Source organism: Mycobacterium sp. (assembly GCF_036490025.1).
Taxonomy (GTDB): Bacteria; Actinomycetota; Actinomycetes; order Mycobacteriales; family Mycobacteriaceae; genus Mycobacterium.
This window is the reverse complement of the sequence record NZ_DASXEP010000018.1, coordinates 41,090-59,805: the sequence shown is the minus strand read 5'-3', so window position 1 is coordinate 59,805 and position 18,716 is coordinate 41,090. Positions and strand designations below refer to the sequence as shown.

Sequence of the window (18,716 nt, the reverse complement as noted above, 5' to 3'; positions counted from 1 at the left end):
AAAAATCTGAAACCCAACAAAAAGACACCAAAAAACTGGCATCAAAAAACCACACCCCAACACGGGAATATCAGAGCATGGCAAAAAACAACAACAAAAACAAAACCACCAAACACACTATTGAGTTCTCAAACAACACCCGTTTTCGGGCAACCCTGCCACTGTACTCCGTGGCGCAAAGCCCGTCAACTGCACTAACTGCTCCCACGGAGCAGCAGCACGTCGTTATGTACCGACCTACTCTACGCGCTCTATCTCCGCGCCCAAACTCACCAGGTTCTCCACGAACAGGGGGTAGCCCCGGTCGATGTGAAAGACATCGTGCACCTCGGTATCACCGTCGGCCACCAACCCGGCAAGCACCAATCCGGCACCGGCTCGGATGTCCGACGACCACACCGGCGCACTCGAGAGTTGAGGAAGACCTCTGACGACGGCATGGTGCCCGTCGGTGCGAGCGTCGGCGCCGAGGCGGATCATTTCCTCGACAAACCGGAACCGCGCCTCGAATACGTTCTCGGTGATCATCGACGTGCCATCGGCGATCGAGGCCAGGCCGATCGCCATCGGCTGTAAGTCCGTCGGGAATCCCGGAAACGGCAACGTCGCGACGTTGACGGCTTTTGGCCGCTCGTACTGGGTGATCCGGAAACTGTCATCTGTCTGGGTGACAGTGGCGCCGGCGTCGTGCAGTTTGTGCAGCACGACCTGAAGGTGTGCGGGATCGATCCCGGTCACGGTGATATCGCCGCGTGTCATCACTGCGGCAATGCCCCACGTGGCGGCGACAATTCGGTCGCCGATCACGCGATGCTCCGTCGGGTACAGCCGCGGTACGCCGGTAATCGTCATCGTCGGCGAACCCGCACCTTCAACGCGCGCACCCATCTGGTTCAACATCGTGCACAGGTCCACCACGTCGGGCTCGCGCGCCGCGTTGTGAATCGTCGTGACACCCTCGGCCAGAACCGCAGCCATCAAGATGTTCTCGGTTGCTCCGACCGAGGGGAACTCCAACTGAATCTCCGCGCCGTGCAACGTATCTGCGTGGGCGACAACGCAGCCGTGCTCGATGTTGCAAACGGCTCCGAGCTGGCGCAGCCCGGCTTGGTGCATGTCCAGCGGACGCGAACCGATGGCGTCACCGCCGGGCAGCGCGACTTTGGCTCGCTTGCACCGCCCCACCAGGGGACCCAGTACGCAGACCGAGGCGCGGAACTGACGCACTGCCGCGAAGTCGGCGTCGTATTTCGGCTCGTCCGGCGAGGTGATGCGGACGGTCGCACCGAACAATTCGACGGTGGCGCCCAGCCCCCTCAACACCTCTGCCATCAACGGCACATCGAGAATGTCGGGGCAGTTGGTGATGGTGCTGGTGCCTTCGGCCAACAGCGTCGCCGCCATCAGTTTCAGAACGCTATTCTTGGCCCCCCCAACAGCGACTTTGCCCGACAACCGACTGCCACCGGTCACCACGAAACGCTCCGCCACGCGGGCCAGTTTAGTGAAGCCGTATCGCCCTGTCAGTCGGCTAGGTCAGTCGGACCGGTACGTTTTTAGTCATGGCAGTACACCTGACCCGCATCTATACCCGGACTGGCGACGACGGAACGACGGGGCTGAGCGACTTTTCCCGGGTCTCCAAAAACGACACGCGTTTGGTGGCATATGCCGACTGCGATGAGGCCAATGCGGCGATCGGCGCTGCGATCGCTCTGGGAAATCCGACTCAGCAGATAGCTGAGGTGTTGCGGCAGATCCAGAACGATTTGTTCGACGCCGGCGCGGATCTGTCGACCCCGGTGGTGGAGAACCCGAAGTATCCCCCGCTGCGCATCACGCAGCCCTACATCGACCGACTGGAAGCCTGGTGCGACGAGTTCAACGAAAGCCTGCCGGCGCTCAAATCCTTTGTGCTGCCCGGTGGTTCAGCGCTGTCAGCACTTCTGCATATTGCTCGCACGGTGACGCGCCGCGCGGAGCGTTCGGCGTGGGACGCAATCGACCAGCACCCCTCGGATGTCAATCCGCTGCCCGCGAAGTATCTGAACCGCCTGTCGGACTTGTTATTTATCTTGTGTCGGGTGGTCAATCCTGACGGCGACGTACTCTGGCAGCCCGGCGGCGGGAGAGCTGATCAGCCGAAGAAGTAGACCTCTGCGTCAGGTGCTGCGGCGGCGCGCACGCGGCGAGGGACGTGACTCCAGCCAAGACTGAAATGCCGTGAATGCGCCACGGTCCAGCGCGATTTCATAACCGACCCTGCGGTCTTGGGTGGTGTCGCGCAGCTCTAGCACGATGATCTCTTGGGTCATGATGTCGAACTCATCGCCTCGCGGTGAACGTCGCGACACGACCTCCACGCCGCGCCTGTTGAGTTGACGGTCCGGCCACAAGCGAACACTCGACAATCGGTAGAACGCGGCATCCCCACCGCGGTAACGAATTACGCCGTGCCGCCAACCGTGGCCCCCGACCGCGGGTATGTCCCGCATGATCGCGGCCGTCCCACCCTGGCGCAACTTCCACAAGCGGTAGCTCAAGGCGGCGACCGCGATTCCCAGCAGGGTGACGAGCACGACCATGACGAACATGAGCGTGCTCATCGCCGAGGACCGCTAGTCGAGCGCGCCGACAGCGCGCAGTCTGCCGCGTCCCCTGGCAGAAATGCGCGGGTCGTCTGATTCCGAATCTTCTTTGGCCGCAGCCTCGTCGATCTCCGACTCGAATTGCGCGGACTCGGCGAGGATGCTGACGCTCTCCTCGGTGACCGACAGGAAGCCGCCTTCCACCGCGACCCGAAGGTCATCCTCGCCGTCACGCTCGACGCGAACCACTGCGTCGTCGACCAGTTGCGCAACCAGCGGGATGTGACTGGGCAAAATCCCGATCTCCCCCACCGTGGTGCGGGTGAAGAGGAAACTCGCCTCGCCCGACCAGATTTTCCGGTCGACGGCAACGATCTCCACGTTCAGCGCGGCCATCTCATACCTGCCCTTCCACGCTCAACCTTCGCCGACGGCAAAAACACCTCACAGCTTGGCGCCGAAGCTTTCGGCCTTTTTAGCCAGGTCGTCCAAGCCACCGATGAGGAAGAACGCCTGCTCGGGTATGTGGTCGAACTCGCCCTTGGCCAGCTTGTCGAATGCCTCGATGTTTTCCTTCAACGGGACGGTGGAGCCGGGTTGACCGGTGAATTGCTCGGCCGCCATCATGTTCTGCGACAGGAACCGCTCGATCCGTCGCGCCCGGTTGACCTGTTGCTTGTCCTCTTCGGACAGCTCGTCGACACCCAGAATCGCGATGATGTCCTGAAGATCCTTGTAGCGCTGCAGGATTCGGATGACTTCCTGCGCCACCCGGTAGTGCTCGTCGCCGACGATCGCCGGGTCCAGAATGGTGGAGCTGGACGCCAGCGGGTCGACCGCGGGGAAGATGCCCTTGGAGAACACGTTTCGCGATAGCTCGGTGGTGGCGTCCAGGTGCGCGAAGGTTGTCGCCGGCGCCGGGTCGGTATAGTCGTCGGCGGGTACGTACACCGCTTGCATCGAGGTGATGGACTTGCCGCGGGTCGAGGTGATCCGCTCCTGAAGTTCGCCCATTTCGTCGGCGAGCGTGGGCTGGTAGCCCACCGCAGAGGGCATCCGGCCGAGCAGGGTGGACACCTCGGAACCGGCCTGAGTGAACCGGAAGATGTTGTCGATGAACAACAACACGTCCTGGCCCTGCTCATCGCGGAAGAACTCGGCCATCGTCAACGCCGACAACGCGACCCGCATACGAGTCCCGGGCGGCTCGTCCATCTGACCGAACACCAGCGCGGTGTCCTTGAGTACGTCGGCCTCACCGAGCTCCACCCACAGGTCGTTGCCCTCACGGGTGCGCTCCCCCACACCGGCGAATACCGAAGTACCACCGAAGTTTCGGGCAATACGGTTGATCATTTCCTGAATCAGAACCGTCTTGCCCACGCCCGCGCCACCGAACAGTGCGATCTTTCCACCACGCACGTAGGGCGTCAGCAAGTCGACGACCTTCAGACCGGTCTCGAGCATCTCGGTGCGCGGTTCCAGCTCGTCGAACGGCGGCGGCTTACGGTGAATCCCCCAGTGATCGAAGTCTTCTCCGTAGCCTGGCTCGTCCAGACAATGGCCAAGTGCGTTGAACACGTGGCCCTTGACGCCGTCGCCGACCGGCACGGAGATCGCCTTTCCGGTGTCGGTCACCTCGACCCCGCGGACCAGTCCGTCGGTCGGTTGCATCGAGATGGCGCGGACCAGGTTGTCCCCGAGGTGCTGCGCGACCTCCAGCGTCAACGTCTTCGCCAGCTCTTTATAGGTGATCTCGGCGTGCAGGGCGTTGAACAACTGCGGCACGGAGCCGCGCGGGAATTCTACGTCGACGACGGGTCCGGTAATCCGTACCACGCGGCCGTTGCTGTCGCCGCCCTTCGAGTTCGTCGACTTCTCAGACTGTTTGGTGGTAGCAGCCATATCCTCTTCGCTTCCTGATGGGGCCTATTTGGCGTCGGCGAGCGCGTTGGCGCCACCGACGATTTCGCTGATTTCCTGGGTGATTTGAGCCTGCCGCTCACGGTTGGCCTCGAGCGTGAGTGCCTTGATGAGGTCGTCGGCATTGTCGCTGGCCGATTTCATCGCCCGTTGACGCGACGCCAACTCCGATGCGGCGGACTCGAGCAACGCCGAGTAGACGCGTGTGGTCAGGTACCGCGGCAATAGTGCCTCGAACAGCGTCGTGGCGTCCGGCTCGAACGAGTACAACGTGTGCGGCCCAGTGTCGTCCTCGACGTACTCCACGATCATCGGGGCAATCCGGTGCGCTCCAGCCGATTGCGACATCATCGACTTGAATTCCGTGTAGACGATATGCAGCTCGTCGACGCCGCCCTGCTCATCGGCCTCACCGTTGTCCTCGGCACCGGCCATGAAGGCACTCACCAGAGTCTCGGCGACCTCCGCGGCGTCCTCGTAGCTGGGCCGCTCCGAAAATCCGCTCCACGACTCGCTGATGTCCCAGTTCCGAAATTTGAAGTAGCCCTGCGCTTTACGGCCGACGGTGTAGAGCACCGGGGTCTTGCCGTCTTCTCGCAACCGGGAGAACAGTTCCTCGGCCCGTCGAAAGGCGCTGGAGTTGTAAGCGCCACACAGGCCGCGGTCAGACGAAACCACCAACACCCCAGCCCGTTTCGGCTGAGACTTCTCGACCAGCAGCGGGTGGTCGAGAGCGGACTCCGCGGCAAGCGTGGTCAGCACGCGGGTGATTTCGGTGGCATAGGGCCGGGCCTCCTCCAGCCGGGCCTGCGCCTTGCCTATACGCGACGTCGCGATCATTTCCTGAGCCTTGGTGATCTTTTTGATCGACCCGGCGGAACGAATCCGACCACGCAGTTCGCGAAGTGTGGCAGCCATACTCGATTACTTCTTCTGCTTCGGCGGTGCCGGCTTGTGAACCTGCACAGCTTCTTTCGCTACCTGATCTTCGTCGAGCGCGTCGACGTGCTCGTCGGGCACCACCGAGCCACCGCCGGTCGCCGCGAAGCCCTTCTTGAACTCCTTGACCGCATCGGTCAACTTGTTCTCGTTGTCCTCGCTGAGCTTCTGCGAGTCCCGGATCTCGGACAGGATGCCGTCCTTGGAAGACCGGACGTGATCGATGAACTCGGTCTCGAAGCGCCTGACGTCTTCGACCGGAACCGAATCCAGGTGACCACCGGTGCCCAGGAAGATCGAAATCACCTGTTCCTCAACCGGTGACGGTTGATACTGCGGCTGTTTGAGCAATTCCACCAGGCGCTCGCCGCGCTCCAGCTGCGCCTTCGAGGTGGCGTCCAGGTCCGAGGCGAACGCCGCGAACGACTCCAGCTCGCGGAACTGTGACAGGTCCAAACGCAGACTTCCTGCCACCTCTTTCATCGCCTTGATCTGTGCGGCGCCACCCACCCGCGACACCGACACGCCGACGTTGATCGCCGGCCGGACACCCTGGTTGAACAGGTCGGACTCCAGGAAGCACTGGCCGTCGGTGATCGAGATGACATTGGTGGGAATGTATGCCGAGATGTCGTTGGCCTTGGTCTCGATGACCGGCAGACCGGTCAACGATCCGCCACCCAGCTCGTCGGACAGCTTGGCGCAGCGCTCCAGCAGCCGCGAGTGCAGATAGAACACGTCACCCGGGTAGGCCTCACGGCCGGGCGGACGGCGCAGTAGCAGCGAGATCGCACGGTAGGCCTCAGCCTGCTTGCTCAGGTCGTCGAAGACGATCAGCACATGCTTGCCGTCATACATCCAGTGCTGCGCGATGGCCGAACCGGTGTAGGGCGCAAGCCATTTGAACCCGGCAGAGTCGGACGCCGGCGCCGCAACGATGGTGGTGTAGTCCATCGCGCCGCCTTCGTCCAGGGCGCGCCGGACGGACGCGATCGTGGTGCCCTTCTGGCCGATGGCCACATAGACGCAACGCACCTGCTTCTGCTCGTCGCCGGACTCCCAGTTCTGGCGCTGGTTGAGAATGGTGTCCACACATACCGCGGTTTTGCCCGTCTTGCGGTCGCCGATGATCAGCTGGCGCTGGCCGCGACCGATCGGCGTCATTGCGTCGATGGCCTTGATACCGGTCTGCAGCGGCTCTTTGACGCTTTGCCGCTGCACCACCGACGGGGCCTGGATCTCCAACGCACGGCGGGTGTCGGCTTTGATGTCGCCCTGGCCGTCGATCGGCTCGCCCAGCGGATTGATCACGCGACCCAGGAACGCGTCGCCGACAGGTACCGACAGAACCTCGCCGGTGCGCTTTACCTGCTGGCCCTCTTCGAGCTTCTCGAAGTCACCCAGGATCACCGTGCCGACAGTGTGCTCGTCGAGGTTGAGCGCTACCCCCAAAACCCCGCCGGTGAACTCGAGTAATTCCTGCGTCATCACCGACGGCAGGCCCTGAACGTGGGCGATACCATCACCGGCGTCGACGACGAGGCCGACTTCCTCCTTGGCCGTGTCGGAGGTGAAGGAGCGCACGTATTCTTCGACCGCACCCTGAATGTCGTCAGCGGAGATTGTCAACTCTGCCATGGCTTTTCGTCTTCCTGCCTGTTGGTAACTCTGGTCGGTACTTCAGTCTGGTAGCTGGGTCTGCGCTCTGGCGAGACGAGCCGATAGCGTCCCGTCGATCACCTCGTCGCCAACCGAAATGGCCAGCCCGCCCAGCAGATCGGGGTCGACGTGCATTTGCACCGTCACCGGGTTGCCATAGACCCGGGTTAGCACCTCGGTTAGGCGGGTGCGTTGGGGGTCGCTGAGTTCGGCAGCCGCGCTGACCTGTGCGACGACCTCGCCGTGCCGAGCCACTGCCACTCCGGCAAGGCGAAGTATTGCGTCCTCTGCCGGTTCGCCCTGCAACAGTTCGACGGTCTGGGTCAGCAGCGCTGCCGTGACCGGGTTGACGTTCTTGCCGGCGCGTCCGAGTACGTTGCGCAGCAACGTGACCCGCCCTTCGACAGGTGCGGTCGTGTCGCCCAGCAGCGTGGCCAGGTGCGGTTCTTCATCGAGGATTCGGCTGAACCAAAATAGCTGGTCGGCGACTTCGTCGATCTGGCCTGCGCGCTCAGCGCGGACCAAAAAAGCCTGCCGCGCAACATGTTGGAGGGCGACGATCAGATCGTCACTGTCGGACCAACGCTCTGACACAGCACTGCGGAGTACCTCAAGCGCCGGGTCCTCCACCTTGCTCGAGAGCAACCGCTCGATCAGCCGGATCCTGGGCGTGCTGTCCTCGGCCCGCGTAACGAGGTAGCGGGTGACGACTACTTCATGGGTGAGCAGTTGGGCGACCGATGCCAAGTCGTCGGCGAGGGTGGTGAGCGCCGTGTCGTCGAGGTCTTTGGCGATTACGCCGAACCGATCCAGCAGGTTGGTCAACGCCTGTCTGCTGGCTACTCGCATGCTCCCCAGCACGGGATATTGGATTTCGGCCGCTGAAGGCGCCATTGCGTCGAGATCGTCCAGGAAGCGGTCCACGGTGGCTGACTGCTGAGCCGGTTCGGCGACGTAGCCGCGCACCAATTCGCCTGCCCCCCGGACGGATTCGGCACCAATGTCCTGGCGTAGCTGACGAATCAGCTGCGCACGCAGCAGCTCGACTTGCTTGGCGCCTTGCACTTTGATCCGCTCGACTTCGCTATCGGCCTGAGCCCGCAACTGCTCGCCGATGCGCTTGGCGTCGGACTGCGCTTCCTCGGTGAGTCGCTTCGCCTCCGCCCTGGCGTCTTCCTTCGCCTTGTCGTGCGCGCGGCTCGCTTCCGCCAGTCGATCGGCAGCAGCCGCGGCGTCGTCCAGCTGATGGCGCACAACGCTTTGCCGATCGGCCATCAGCTTGCGCACCGGCGGGACGACATAGCGCCAGATCAGCCACACGATGACGGCGAACCCGACGAGCTGCCCAACAAAGGTTGACATTTTTTGCTACCGCCCCGAACCGCTCGCGGTGACCGAGGTGGTGACCTCGACGCCGAGGATACGGTTCGCCAACGTGGTGGAGATGGTGTCCACCCGCGCACGAAGTTCCGCTGCCACGGCGTCGCCCTCCCGCTTGAGTTGCTCGGCAGCTTCCTGCAGTGTCGAGGAAACCTGCTCCTCGGCACGTCCACGCTGTTCCTCGAGGACCTTGCGACCCTCGGCCCGAGCCTCGCCGCGGGCCGCCGATGCCGTGACCCGAGCGTCGGCCATCGCCGCCTCGTAGTCTTCCCGGGCAGCGGCGAACTGCTCTGCCGATTTCTTGGTGTCGGCAGTCGTCTTGGTGACCATGTTGTCGCGTTCTTTGAGCACCTTCGAGATCGGCGGCACCACGAAGGTGCCGATCACGCCGAGCACGATCAAAAAGATGATCAGCACGACGAAGAAAGTGCCGTTGGGAAGGAGGAAGTTTCCCTCCGCCTGGCTGGCGGCAGCCAGGACGACAGCGCTCACGTCACCCATCTCAGCTATTACTTGACCGGGGTGGCGAAGACGAACAGCGCCATGAAGGCCAGGTTGATGAAGTACGCGGCCTCGACCAGACCCACCGTGATGAAGAACGGAACGAATAACCGGCCTTGCGCCTCGGGCTGCCGGGCGATACCGGAGATCAGGGCGTTACCGGCGACACCGTCGCCGATGCCGGCGCCGATCGCGCCCCCGGCCATGATCAGTCCACCGCCGATGAGTGCGCCGGCAGCGATTGTGGGGTTCATTGCTTATCCTCCTTGATATTTGGTAGCGATCTACCAGGTCTGTGGTGGTGATGTGGGGGCCAGGACTTTATGGCCGTCCTAATCGTGTTCCCCTTCCAATTCCATCGATTGACTGAAGTACAAGATGGTCAGCAGCGCGAAGATGAACGCCTGGATCGCGCCCACGAAGAGATCGAATGCCTTCCAGATCGCATTCGGCGCCCACAAGATATACGGCGGGAAAAGTGCGATTAGTGCGACCAGGATGCCGCCGGCGAAGATGTTGCCGAAAAGTCGGAGCGACAGCGAGATCGGCTTGGCGAGTTCTTCAACCACGTTGATTGGCATGAAGATCACTCCGACAATGGGGTGCAGGTTGCCCCACACATGCCCCTTGAGCACTTTGACGGGGTAACCGACCGGCCCGCTGCGCCAGATGCCGGCCAAGTGGTAGCAGATGAATACAAATAGCGCCAACGCCAGCACAAAGTTGATGTCCGACGCCGGCGGGGCGAACAACTCTTTCGGAGAGCCGCCCGCCGAGTGGCTGTATTGCACCGGCAACACCGAGAGCCAGTTCGCGATCAGGATGTACACGAAGAGCGTCACGGACAGTGGCAAGACGAAGGGCGCGATCCGCATCCCGATAGCGGCTTCGATCTGGTTGCGCATCTGAATGGTGATTGCCTCGAAGAACAGCTGAACGCCGCCCGGCACGCCGCTGGAAGTGACCTTGGCGCGCAAGAAGAATGCCAGCGCGACGACGATGACGGCGGCGATCGCGGCGGACGCCACGGTGTCGACGTTGATGGTCAGCCCAAGCCAACGGACCGTCTCGTGATGGCCGACCTCGATGGCTCCCTCGGCCAGCAACGTCTCATACATCGCCGTTCCCAATCCCTTCACCGCGGTCGGCGGACCCGTTACGCAGCTTCTTCCAGACCGGCAGCGCGGTCGATGCCACCAGCAGTACCTGGAAGAGCGCAAGCCCAAACACCACGCCGAGCCCGTCCGGCCGAAATACGAATGCGACGCTCAGTCCGATGACGGTGATGAACAGCAGCCGCGTTGCGGAGTTCGTCGCCATCTTCATTTTCACCGGATGCTCCGCGGCGGTGATCGCCGCCACCGAGCGCTGCACGCCGAGGGCGTTGAGCAAACCCAGGAGGAGCCCCACGCCAAAGAACACCCCGACCATCGGGCGGTGCAGCGAACCTGCCGCGGCGACCGCGGCGACGGTCAGCAAGGCCGAGATGGTGAGCAGACGAATCGGCCGGAAAGCAACGGAGGGAAACACCAACGGCGCGTCCTGCGCTGGTGTAGTCACTGCAGCACCTCGGTCCTCGTTCGGGGGAGTTGCCTCGTTGCTCGTTGCGTGGCCCGTTGAGCGTATCGGAGGGCACTCACTGCACTCGCATCACCCAAGGGACCGCTCCCCTTTGTCGGTCGTTAGTCGGCGCGATCGGAGCTGACTCCGATGGCCGGTGGCCGGCAACCCGCGAGGTTAATTCGGGTTCTACCAGCACCGTACCACATCGACGAGGACTCTACTACTCCTCGTCGTAGACATCATTGCGGCGCCGCAGCAACGGGATCAGCGTCGCGATAGCCGCAATCGCAATTGCGCCCAACATGACCGCGGCGGTATCCCGCGGGTTGAAGAAGATCGTGCTCGCGGTGCCGAAAGCGACAATGCCGACCCACAAATAGATGATCAATACGACCCGCCGATGCGAATGACCGATCTGCAGCAGCCGGTGGTGCAGGTGCATTTTGTCGGGGCTGAACGCGCTACGGCCCGCGCGGGTGCGTCGCACGATCGCCAGCAGCAAGTCGAGCATCGGCACGAACATGACCGCCACAACCAACAGGAACGGCGACAGCAGAGCAAACACATCTCGGGCACCGTAGGCGTTCTGCGAGATCGGTCCGGCAGCCGTCGTCGACGCCGCGGCCAACATCAGGCCGATCAGCATCGAGCCGGAATCGCCCATGAAGACCTTGGCCGGATGAAAGTTGTGCGGCAAAAAGCCCAAGCAGGCTCCCGCCAGCACCACCGAGATGACCGCGGGCGGGTAGAACAGCACATCACCGCCGTGATCGTGCAGCAGCCCGACGGAGAACACGCAGATCGCCAATGCGGTAATAAGTCCCAGTCCGGCGGCCAGCCCGTCCAGACCGTCGACGAAGTTCATCGCGTTGACGATCGACACGGTCAGCGCCAGCGTCAGCAGAATCGACGAGGCCTGGTCCAGCACAATGGTTCCCACCCCGCCCAGCGGGATGTAGAGAACGCTCCACGCGACGCCCATGGTGACCAGCACGCTGGCCGCGGTGATCTGACCGGCGAACTTCGTCAGCGCGTCCAGGCCCCAGCGGTCGTCGATCAGACCGATGCCCATGATCAGTCCGCCGGCCAACACCACCGCGGGCATGCCCGTGGAATAGACGAAGCCGCGGGTGAGCGCGGGAAGCTGAGATGCGAGAAACACCGCTGCGACGACCCCGATGTACATCGCCAGGCCGCCCATCCGCGGCGTCGGCGTCACGTGCACATCACGCTCGCGCGGATATGCCACCGCACCCAGCCGGGTCGCCAGGACGCGCACCGGTCCGGTCGCGAAATAGGTGATGATCGCGGCGGTCAGCCCGACGAGCGCGAGTTCGCGCAACGGCACACCGGCACCGCGATCGGCCAGTGCGAGCAGGCCGCCGGCGAGGTTGTCGGCACCGCTGACCATCCGAAAAACGTACTGCACCGCCCTGAGATCGAACTAAGCCGCCCGAGCGGTCAGGCGGTCAAACTTTCGGCATCCACCCCGAGTACCGCGGCGATGCTCTCGGCGCTGACTGGGCCAGACCGCAGGACGCGCGGTTGAGGACCGGTCAAGTCCAGAATGGTCGAGGCGGCCTGCTGGGCCGACGGGCCGGCGTCGAGATAGACCTCGACGAGATCGCCGAGTTGTTCGCGAGCGTTCTCGGCGTCCACCGCGGGTGGCCGGCCGGAAACGTTAGCGCTGGACACCGCCATCGGGCCGACCTCCCGCAGCAGTTCAATGGCGACGGGGTGCAGCGGCATCCGTAGCATCACGGTGCCGCGGTCGTCGCCGAGGTCCCATTGCACCGACGGGGCCTGCCGGACGACGAGACTCAACGCCCCTGGCCAGAACGCCCGGACCAGGTCGCGCATCGTTTTGGGCACCGAGAGGGCGAGGCCGTCGATGGTGTGCCAGGAGCCGACCAGTACCGGCACCGGCATATCCCGGCCGCGGCCCTTGGCCGACAGCAGCGCGGTCACCGCCGCGCTGTCGAATGCGTCAGCGCCCACACCGTAGACCGTGTCCGTCGGAAGGACCACCAGCCCACCGTTTTTCACCGCGCCGGCCGCCGCTGCGATTCCGCGAGAACGCCGTTCGGGATCGGTACAGTCGAATACGTCAGTCATGGGCGGCCCTTTTGCGTGCCGTCACGAATCGGGGTCGGCCGACTAGGTCCATCCGTGCCACCACATCATTGAAACGCGCTGTACCCCTGATGGTTTGAGCGGTCATCGAGGACGTGGTGTCGTCGTGCTCGACAGCGAACAGGCCCCCGGGGCGCAGCAGGCGTCCAGCGAGGCCCACGACCGCGGGAATCAGTGCCATGCCGTCGGGTCCACCGAACACGGCGTGTGGCGGATCATGTTCGACCACTTCGGGTTCGAGCTCAGCGCCATCCGGAACGTAAGGCGGGTTGGCGACCATCAGGTCCACCTGCCCGTCGAACTCGGCCAGCACACCAGGATCGGCGACGTCGGCGCAGATGAACTCGACCGTTGTGCCCGCGGAGTTTCTGCGGGCATAGTCAAGCGCCGCCTCGGAGTCGTCGACGCCGATCACGCGCGCCTCGGGCCAGTGCCGCGCGACTGCCAGCGCCAGCGCACCCGAACCGGTGCAGACGTCGACGACCACCGGACCGGCCGGAAGAGACTGGCCGACAGCCCATTCCAGCATGGCTTCGGTCTCCGGGCGCGGGATGAACACGCCCGGCCCGACGGACAGCGTCAACGGCCCGAACGCGGTCACGCCGGTGAGGTGCTGCAGGGGCACTCGGCGTGATCGCGCGGCGACCGCAGCGCGATAGTTGTCGAAGAACGCCTGATCAGGCGAGCCGAGCAGCGGCAGCCGGCCGCGATCGGTACCGGCCAGGTGCGCAGCCAATTCCTCGGCGTCGTAACGCGCGGAATCGATTCCGGCGTCTGCCAGCAGCGTCGTCGCCGAGTCGATCGCGCAACGCAGGCGGGTTGTCATGCCTGCTGCAGCCGGGACTGCCTGTCGGCGGCGCTCAACGCGTCGAACAGCGCATCGACGTCGCCGTCGAGAAGCTGATCGAGATTGTGTGCCTTGTAGCCGATCCGGTGATCGGTTACCCGGTTCTCCGGGAAGTTGTAGGTGCGGATGCGTTCGCTGCGATCCACGGTGCGGATCTGGCTCGCCCGGTCGGCCGACGCGTCGGCCGACGCCTGCTCTTCGGCCAGCGCCTGCAGGCGGGCGGCTAGCACCAGCATCGCGCGGGCCTTGTTCTGCAGTTGCGACCGCTCGTTTTGACAGGTGACGACGATTCCGGTGGGCAAGTGCGTGATTCGGACCGCGGAGTCGGTGGTGTTGACGCCCTGGCCGCCCTTACCGGACGACCGGTAGACGTCGATGCGCAGGTCCGACTCGTCGATCTGTACCTCGGCCACTTCTTCGGGCTCGGGGTAGACCAGCACGCCTGCCGCCGACGTGTGCACGCGGCCTTGAGATTCGGTGACCGGAACCCGTTGCACGCGGTGCACGCCGCCCTCGAATTTCAGGCGCGACCACACGCCGTCGGCCGAGTCGCCCTTGCCGGCGATCGTCAGCGTGGCGTCCTTGTAACCACCCAAATCCGAAGTGGTCTCGTCCAAGACGGTCACAGTCCAGCCGTGTCGCTCCGCGTAGCGGATGTACATCCTGGCCAAGTCCGCGGCGAACAGCGCCGATTCTTCACCGCCCTCACCGGATTTGACCTCGAGGACGACGTCGTCGGCGTCGTGCGGGTCGCGCGGCGCCAGCATGTCGCTGAGCTTGGTCTCCAACTCATCGACCCGGGTTTCCAGCTCCCCGACTTCCTCGGCGAACGACGAGTCGTCGACGGCAAGTTCGCGTGCGGTCTCCAGATCGTCGCGGGCCGAGGTGAGCTGGCGGTGGATCGCGACGATCGGGGCCAATTGCGCGAACCGACGGCCGACTTTGCGCGCGTTGCCAGGATTGCTGTGCAGTTCGGGATCGGCCAGCTGACGCTCGAGGTCGGCATGTTCGGCCACCAGTGCGTCAATCGCCTGCACGCTCTGCGTCATGCTCCTCCTTCCCGCGCGAGCCGACTCAATCGTTCGGGACTTATCCGAACGCAAAACGACGCCCGGCCTGCGCGGTTTTCCGCGACAGTTCGGGCGTCGATCCTGCTACTTGTCGGCCGAAGCTTCTTCGGCACCGGCCTTGCGCTTGCCATAACGCCGCTCGAAGCGGGCAACCCGGCCGCCACTGTCCAGAATCTTCTGCTTACCGGTGTAGAACGGGTGGCACTGCGAGCAGACCTCGACCACGATGTGGCCGTTTTCTTTGGTGCTGCGGGTCGTGAAGGTGTTGCCGCAACCGCAGACCACGGTGGTCTCGCCGTAGGCGGGATGAATGTCAGCTTTCATGGTGTCCTCTTCAATCGTCGGTCGCCGGGTCGCCCGTTGTACTGGTGTACTGGTGTTCGGACGTGAACCGGAACCTGAACTTCGGCTGTTGATTATGCCAGCTCAGCCGCTACGTCCCTAAACGCCGGCCCAGGCCTGCACATTCCCGCGCCGGCGCCGCCGCTAACCCGGGCTGACCTGGGCTTTGGCAGCCCGCTCGACGGTGGCATAGCTGGTGCCTCGGCCGGTCCGGATCCACAGCAGGCCGCCGTGGGGGGTGTCGCCACGCGCGCTCAGCTCCCGTTTGAGGATCTTGTTGGTGGCAGTGGTGGGCAGGCTGTCGGTGATCCAGACGCGGCGCGGCCAGGCTTTGGGTGAGAGATCCGGCTGGTCGGCCAAAAACCGGCTGAACTCGCCCGGCGTCAGCTCGGCGCCGTCGACGAGTACCAGCGCCGCCATCACCTGGTCGCCCACCTGCGCATCGGGCACCGCATACACCGCGACCTGACTGATAGCCGGCAACCGTTGCAGGATGCGCTCGATGGGTGCGGTCGTCATGTTCTCCCCGTCGACCCGCAACCAGTCCCCGCTGCGCCCGGCGAAGTAGATCCAGCCGTCGGCGTCGCGGTAAGCCAAATCCCCCGACCAGAACATGCCGTGCCGCAGCCGCGCGTCGGTGGCGTTCTTGTCGTTGTAGTAGCCGGCGAACAGGCCGGCGCCCGAGGTGTTGACCAACTCGCCGATCGCTTCGTCGGGGTTGATCAGTGTGCCGTCGTCGTCGAATTGGGCTGTCGCGCATTCGGTGAGCGTGTCGGAGTTGTAGATGCTCACACCCGGGAAGCCCTGCCCCAAAGAGCCGGCCGGGCAGCCGTCTTCGCGGGTGATGATGATCGCGCCTTCGGTCGAGCCGAAGCCGTCCCAGACCGTGCAGTCGAAACGTCTGCTGAATTCCGCGATGTCGCGGTCGCTTGCCTCGTTCCCGAACGCGACGCACAGCGGGTTGTCCGCGTCGTCGGGTTGCTCGGGGGTGGCCAGTACGTACGCCAGCGGCTTGCCGACGTAATTCATATAGGTGGCGCCATAGCGGCGTAGATCGGGCAGCAGGCCGGACGCCGAGAAGGTGGCCGGCACCATCGCCGCTCCGGAGCCCACCGCCACACTCCAGCCGGCCAGCAACGCGTTGGAGTGAAAGAGCGGCATCGACAGATAGCAGACGCCGGACGATTCGACCTCAAACCGGTTGATCAGGTTGGCCCCGGCGAAGATCACCGTCAGATGGGTCACCTGAACGGCCTTCGGCTCGCCACTGGTACCCGAGGTGAAGATCATCATGAGCGTGTCGGTGGGGGCGACCTCGCGATGCGGCACCAGCGGTCCGGCCGATGCGATCAAACCCGCCCACTCGTTGCTGCTGATGTCGACCACACGCACGCCGGGCAGCGCTAGGCCATCGAGCAGGACGTGGTGATCCGGGTCGGTGAGCAGTACCTGGCAATCGGCGCGGAGGATGTCGTTGGCCAGCGCTGCACCGCGGCGGGTGTCGTTGATGCCGCACAACACGTAGCCGCCAAGGGCGGCCGCCGCCATCGCGGTGAGCATCTCGGGTGTGTTGCCCAGCAACGCACCGATGTGCAACGGGCGCTTGGGATCGGCGATGCCGATCAACGCAGCGGCAGCCGCCGAGGCGTCCGCCAGGTGCTCACGCCAGCTCCACACCCGGTCGCCGTATTTGACCGCCGGAGTGGAGTCGACGCTGCGTGTGCGAAGCAGTTGCTGAATAGTGTCCGCCATGGCTCACCACTTTCCCGTCGGTCTCCGACAGGCGCACGTTACCGCCGCAGTGTCGGCTGCAAAGCGGTAAGGGCGATGTTGTTCGGCTGAGGCGGTGTGCTAACCAGTCGGTCAGTCGTTGTCCATGGCGGGTGTCGTCTTGGACACCTGAACCAGGAACTCGTAATTGGTCTTCGTCTTGCGCAGCTGCGACATCAGCAAGTCGATGGCTTGGTGCGAATCCAATCCGGACAGCACTCGGCGCAGTTTGTGCACGATGCCGAATTCATCTGGCGACAAAAGCAACTCGTCCTTACGAGTGCCCGACGGGTTGACGTCGACCGCGGGGAACACCCGGCGTTCGGAGATCTTGCGGTCCAGCTTGAGCTCCGCGTTACCGGTACCCTTGAACTCCTCGAAAATCACTGTGTCACCGGTGGATCCAGTCTCCACCATCGCGGTGGCGATGATCGTCAACGATCCGCCCTCTTCGATGTTGCGGGCTGCGCCGAGGAAACGCTTCGGCGGGTAGAGCGCCGTGGAGTCGACACCACCGGACAGGATGCGACCAGACGCCGGCGACGCGTTGTTGTATGCGCGGCCCAGCCGGGTGATCGAGTCGAGCAGCACAACCACGTCTTTGTCCTGCTCGACGAGACGCTTGGCGCGCTCGATGGCCAGCTCGGCAACCGACGTGTGGTCCGACGGCGGCCGGTCGAAGGTGGAGGCGATGACCTCACCCTTGACCGAGCGCGCCATATCGGTGACCTCTTCAGGCCGCTCGTCGACGAGCACGACCATGAGGTGGCATTCCGGGTTGTTTTTGGTGATCGCGTTGGCGATGGCCTGCAGGATCATCGTCTTGCCGGCCTTGGGCGGCGACACGATCAGTGCGCGCTGGCCCTTGCCGATCGGCATGATCAGGTCGATGACCCGGGTGGTCAGCTGGTCGGGAGTGGTCTCCAGACGCAACCGCTGGTTGGGGTACAGCGGGGTCAACTTGCTGAAATCGGGCCGATTCTTCGCGTTTTCGACCGGGCCCCCGTTGACGGTGTCCAAACGCACCAACGGGTTGAACTTCTGCCGCTGGTTGGGCTGTTCGCCGTCTTTGGGAACCCGAACCGCGCCGGTCAGGGCGTCACCGCGACGTAGGCCGTTCTTGCGCACCATATTCATCGACACGTAGACGTCGTGCGGACCGGCCAGGTAGCCGGACGTACGTACGAACGCGTAGTTGTCCAGCACGTCGAGGATGCCGGCCACCGGTTGAACGACGTCGTCTTCGCGCAGTTCGGTGTCACCGCCGCCGCCGTCGCCAGGCCGGTCACCGCGGCGCCGACGTTCGCGGAACCGGCGCCCGCGGCGGCCGCCGCGTCCGTCACCGTCGTCGTCTTGCTGGTTCGACCCGCCGCGATTCTGTTGTCCACCCGAACCCTGTTGATCGCCGCCTCTGTCGGAGTCCTTGTCCGATTCGCGGTCTTGGGTCTTGTTGTCCTGTTGGTCGCGGGCAGGCTTGTCGTTCCGGTCCTGCTGCTTCTTTTCATTCCGGTGGTTCTGCTCCCCCGCGTGATCGCTGGAGGACTGCTGCTCGCCGGAATCGGTGCGGGTCACATCCTGGGCGGGCGCCTCGGTGTGACTGTCGGCGGCCTGAGCGCCGCGGTCGGCTGATTCGCCGACGGTGTCACCGTGGGACGACGCGCCGTTGGCGTGGCCGCCCTGGCGGGTTTCCCGAATTGCGGCGATCAGTTCACTTTTGCGCATTCCCGACGTGCCCTTGACGCCGGCCCTATTGGCCAGTGCGCGGAGCTCGGGAAGCACCATGGTTGCCAGCGAGCCGTCGGACGCATTCGTATTAGCGTCGGCCCCGCCGGAAGTCTCTGAAGCCACGGAATGGGACAGCTTGTCATTTTGGGTGCCGTCGCCAGCCGTAACGAGGTCCGTATCGGTCACGGATTTCCTTTCTCTCCCTCGCTGATCGATTCAAGCCAGGGGTTCGTTGCATTCAGCTAATTTGCCGAGTGCTGCCAAAGATCGACTCTG

The 18,716-nt window shown here is 64.0% G+C and carries 19 protein-coding genes; 1 reads left to right on the top strand and 18 read right to left on the bottom strand.

Going from position 1 to position 18,716, the window contains the following annotated elements; genetic code table 11:
• Positions 1-237: 237 nt before the first annotated feature.
• Positions 238-1,491, bottom strand: a complete 1,254-nt coding sequence (gene murA / locus VGG53_RS01945) for a UDP-N-acetylglucosamine 1-carboxyvinyltransferase (RefSeq protein ID WP_331516290.1) — start codon at positions 1,489-1,491, stop codon at positions 238-240.
• A 71-nt stretch (positions 1,492-1,562) separates the two neighbouring features.
• Here murA and VGG53_RS01940 point away from each other — a divergent pair, with 71 nt between their 5' ends.
• A complete protein-coding gene (locus VGG53_RS01940) occupies positions 1,563-2,153 on the top strand; it encodes a cob(I)yrinic acid a,c-diamide adenosyltransferase (RefSeq protein ID WP_331516289.1) in 591 nt (196 codons plus the stop codon).
• Positions 2,154-2,162: 9 nt separating this feature from the next.
• On the opposite strand, the gene VGG53_RS01935 is transcribed toward VGG53_RS01940, so the two are convergent.
• The 17 genes from VGG53_RS01935 to rho form a co-directional block, all read right to left on the bottom strand.
• On the bottom strand, positions 2,163-2,606 hold the full coding sequence (locus VGG53_RS01935; protein ID WP_414688853.1) for a DUF2550 domain-containing protein: 444 nt from the start codon (positions 2,604-2,606) through the stop codon (positions 2,163-2,165).
• A 12-nt stretch (positions 2,607-2,618) separates the two neighbouring features.
• Entirely contained in the window at positions 2,619-2,984 is a 366-nt protein-coding gene (locus VGG53_RS01930; RefSeq protein ID WP_331516288.1) for a F0F1 ATP synthase subunit epsilon, read from the bottom strand.
• A gap of 48 nt (positions 2,985-3,032) precedes the next feature.
• Complete coding sequence (gene atpD / locus VGG53_RS01925) at positions 3,033-4,493, bottom strand: F0F1 ATP synthase subunit beta (RefSeq protein ID WP_331516287.1); 1,461 nt, start codon at positions 4,491-4,493, stop codon at positions 3,033-3,035.
• 24 nt (positions 4,494-4,517) lie between these two features.
• Positions 4,518-5,429: a F0F1 ATP synthase subunit gamma gene (locus VGG53_RS01920; protein WP_331516286.1), complete on the bottom strand. Its 912-nt coding sequence runs from the start codon at positions 5,427-5,429 to the stop codon at positions 4,518-4,520.
• Positions 5,430-5,435: 6 nt separating this feature from the next.
• A complete protein-coding gene (gene atpA, locus VGG53_RS01915; protein WP_331516285.1) occupies positions 5,436-7,088 on the bottom strand; it encodes a F0F1 ATP synthase subunit alpha in 1,653 nt (550 codons plus the stop codon).
• Positions 7,089-7,130: 42 nt separating this feature from the next.
• Entirely contained in the window at positions 7,131-8,471 is a 1,341-nt protein-coding gene (locus VGG53_RS01910) for a F0F1 ATP synthase subunit B/delta (protein ID WP_331516284.1), read from the bottom strand.
• 6 nt (positions 8,472-8,477) lie between these two features.
• Positions 8,478-8,990, bottom strand: coding sequence for a F0F1 ATP synthase subunit B (locus VGG53_RS01905; RefSeq protein ID WP_331516283.1), 513 nt, complete (start codon positions 8,988-8,990; stop codon positions 8,478-8,480).
• Positions 8,991-8,998: 8 nt separating this feature from the next.
• On the bottom strand, positions 8,999-9,244 hold the full coding sequence (locus VGG53_RS01900) for a F0F1 ATP synthase subunit C (RefSeq protein WP_331516282.1): 246 nt from the start codon (positions 9,242-9,244) through the stop codon (positions 8,999-9,001).
• Positions 9,245-9,322: 78 nt separating this feature from the next.
• Positions 9,323-10,108, bottom strand: a complete 786-nt coding sequence (atpB, locus tag VGG53_RS01895) for a F0F1 ATP synthase subunit A (protein WP_331516281.1) — start codon at positions 10,106-10,108, stop codon at positions 9,323-9,325.
• Positions 10,101-10,550 carry an ATP synthase subunit I gene (locus tag VGG53_RS01890; protein ID WP_331516280.1) on the bottom strand — a complete coding sequence of 150 codons (450 nt, stop codon included), beginning with the start codon at positions 10,548-10,550 and terminating at the stop codon, positions 10,101-10,103. The genes atpB and VGG53_RS01890 overlap by 8 nt, the downstream gene beginning before the upstream one ends.
• A gap of 223 nt (positions 10,551-10,773) precedes the next feature.
• On the bottom strand, positions 10,774-11,964 hold the full coding sequence (locus tag VGG53_RS01885) for an MraY family glycosyltransferase (protein ID WP_331516279.1): 1,191 nt from the start codon (positions 11,962-11,964) through the stop codon (positions 10,774-10,776).
• A gap of 50 nt (positions 11,965-12,014) precedes the next feature.
• A complete protein-coding gene (locus tag VGG53_RS01880) occupies positions 12,015-12,668 on the bottom strand; it encodes an L-threonylcarbamoyladenylate synthase (protein ID WP_331516278.1) in 654 nt (217 codons plus the stop codon).
• Positions 12,661-13,512 (bottom strand): peptide chain release factor N(5)-glutamine methyltransferase, encoded by an 852-nt coding sequence (gene prmC, locus VGG53_RS01875; RefSeq protein ID WP_331516277.1) that lies wholly within the window; start codon positions 13,510-13,512, stop codon positions 12,661-12,663. The genes VGG53_RS01880 and prmC overlap by 8 nt, the downstream gene beginning before the upstream one ends.
• Complete coding sequence (prfA, locus tag VGG53_RS01870; protein WP_331516276.1) at positions 13,509-14,582, bottom strand: peptide chain release factor 1; 1,074 nt, start codon at positions 14,580-14,582, stop codon at positions 13,509-13,511. The genes prmC and prfA overlap by 4 nt, the downstream gene beginning before the upstream one ends.
• Before the next feature lie 105 nt (positions 14,583-14,687).
• Complete coding sequence (gene rpmE, locus VGG53_RS01865) at positions 14,688-14,927, bottom strand: 50S ribosomal protein L31 (RefSeq protein ID WP_331516274.1); 240 nt, start codon at positions 14,925-14,927, stop codon at positions 14,688-14,690.
• A gap of 162 nt (positions 14,928-15,089) precedes the next feature.
• The gene (gene fadD1 / locus VGG53_RS01860) at positions 15,090-16,697 is read right to left on the bottom strand and encodes a fatty-acid--CoA ligase FadD1 (RefSeq protein WP_331516273.1); all 1,608 of its coding nucleotides are present in this window, start codon (positions 16,695-16,697) and stop codon (positions 15,090-15,092) included.
• Positions 16,698-16,808: 111 nt separating this feature from the next.
• The gene (rho, locus tag VGG53_RS01855) at positions 16,809-18,575 is read right to left on the bottom strand and encodes a transcription termination factor Rho (RefSeq protein WP_414688855.1); all 1,767 of its coding nucleotides are present in this window, start codon (positions 18,573-18,575) and stop codon (positions 16,809-16,811) included.
• Positions 18,576-18,716: the final 141 nt, after the last annotated feature.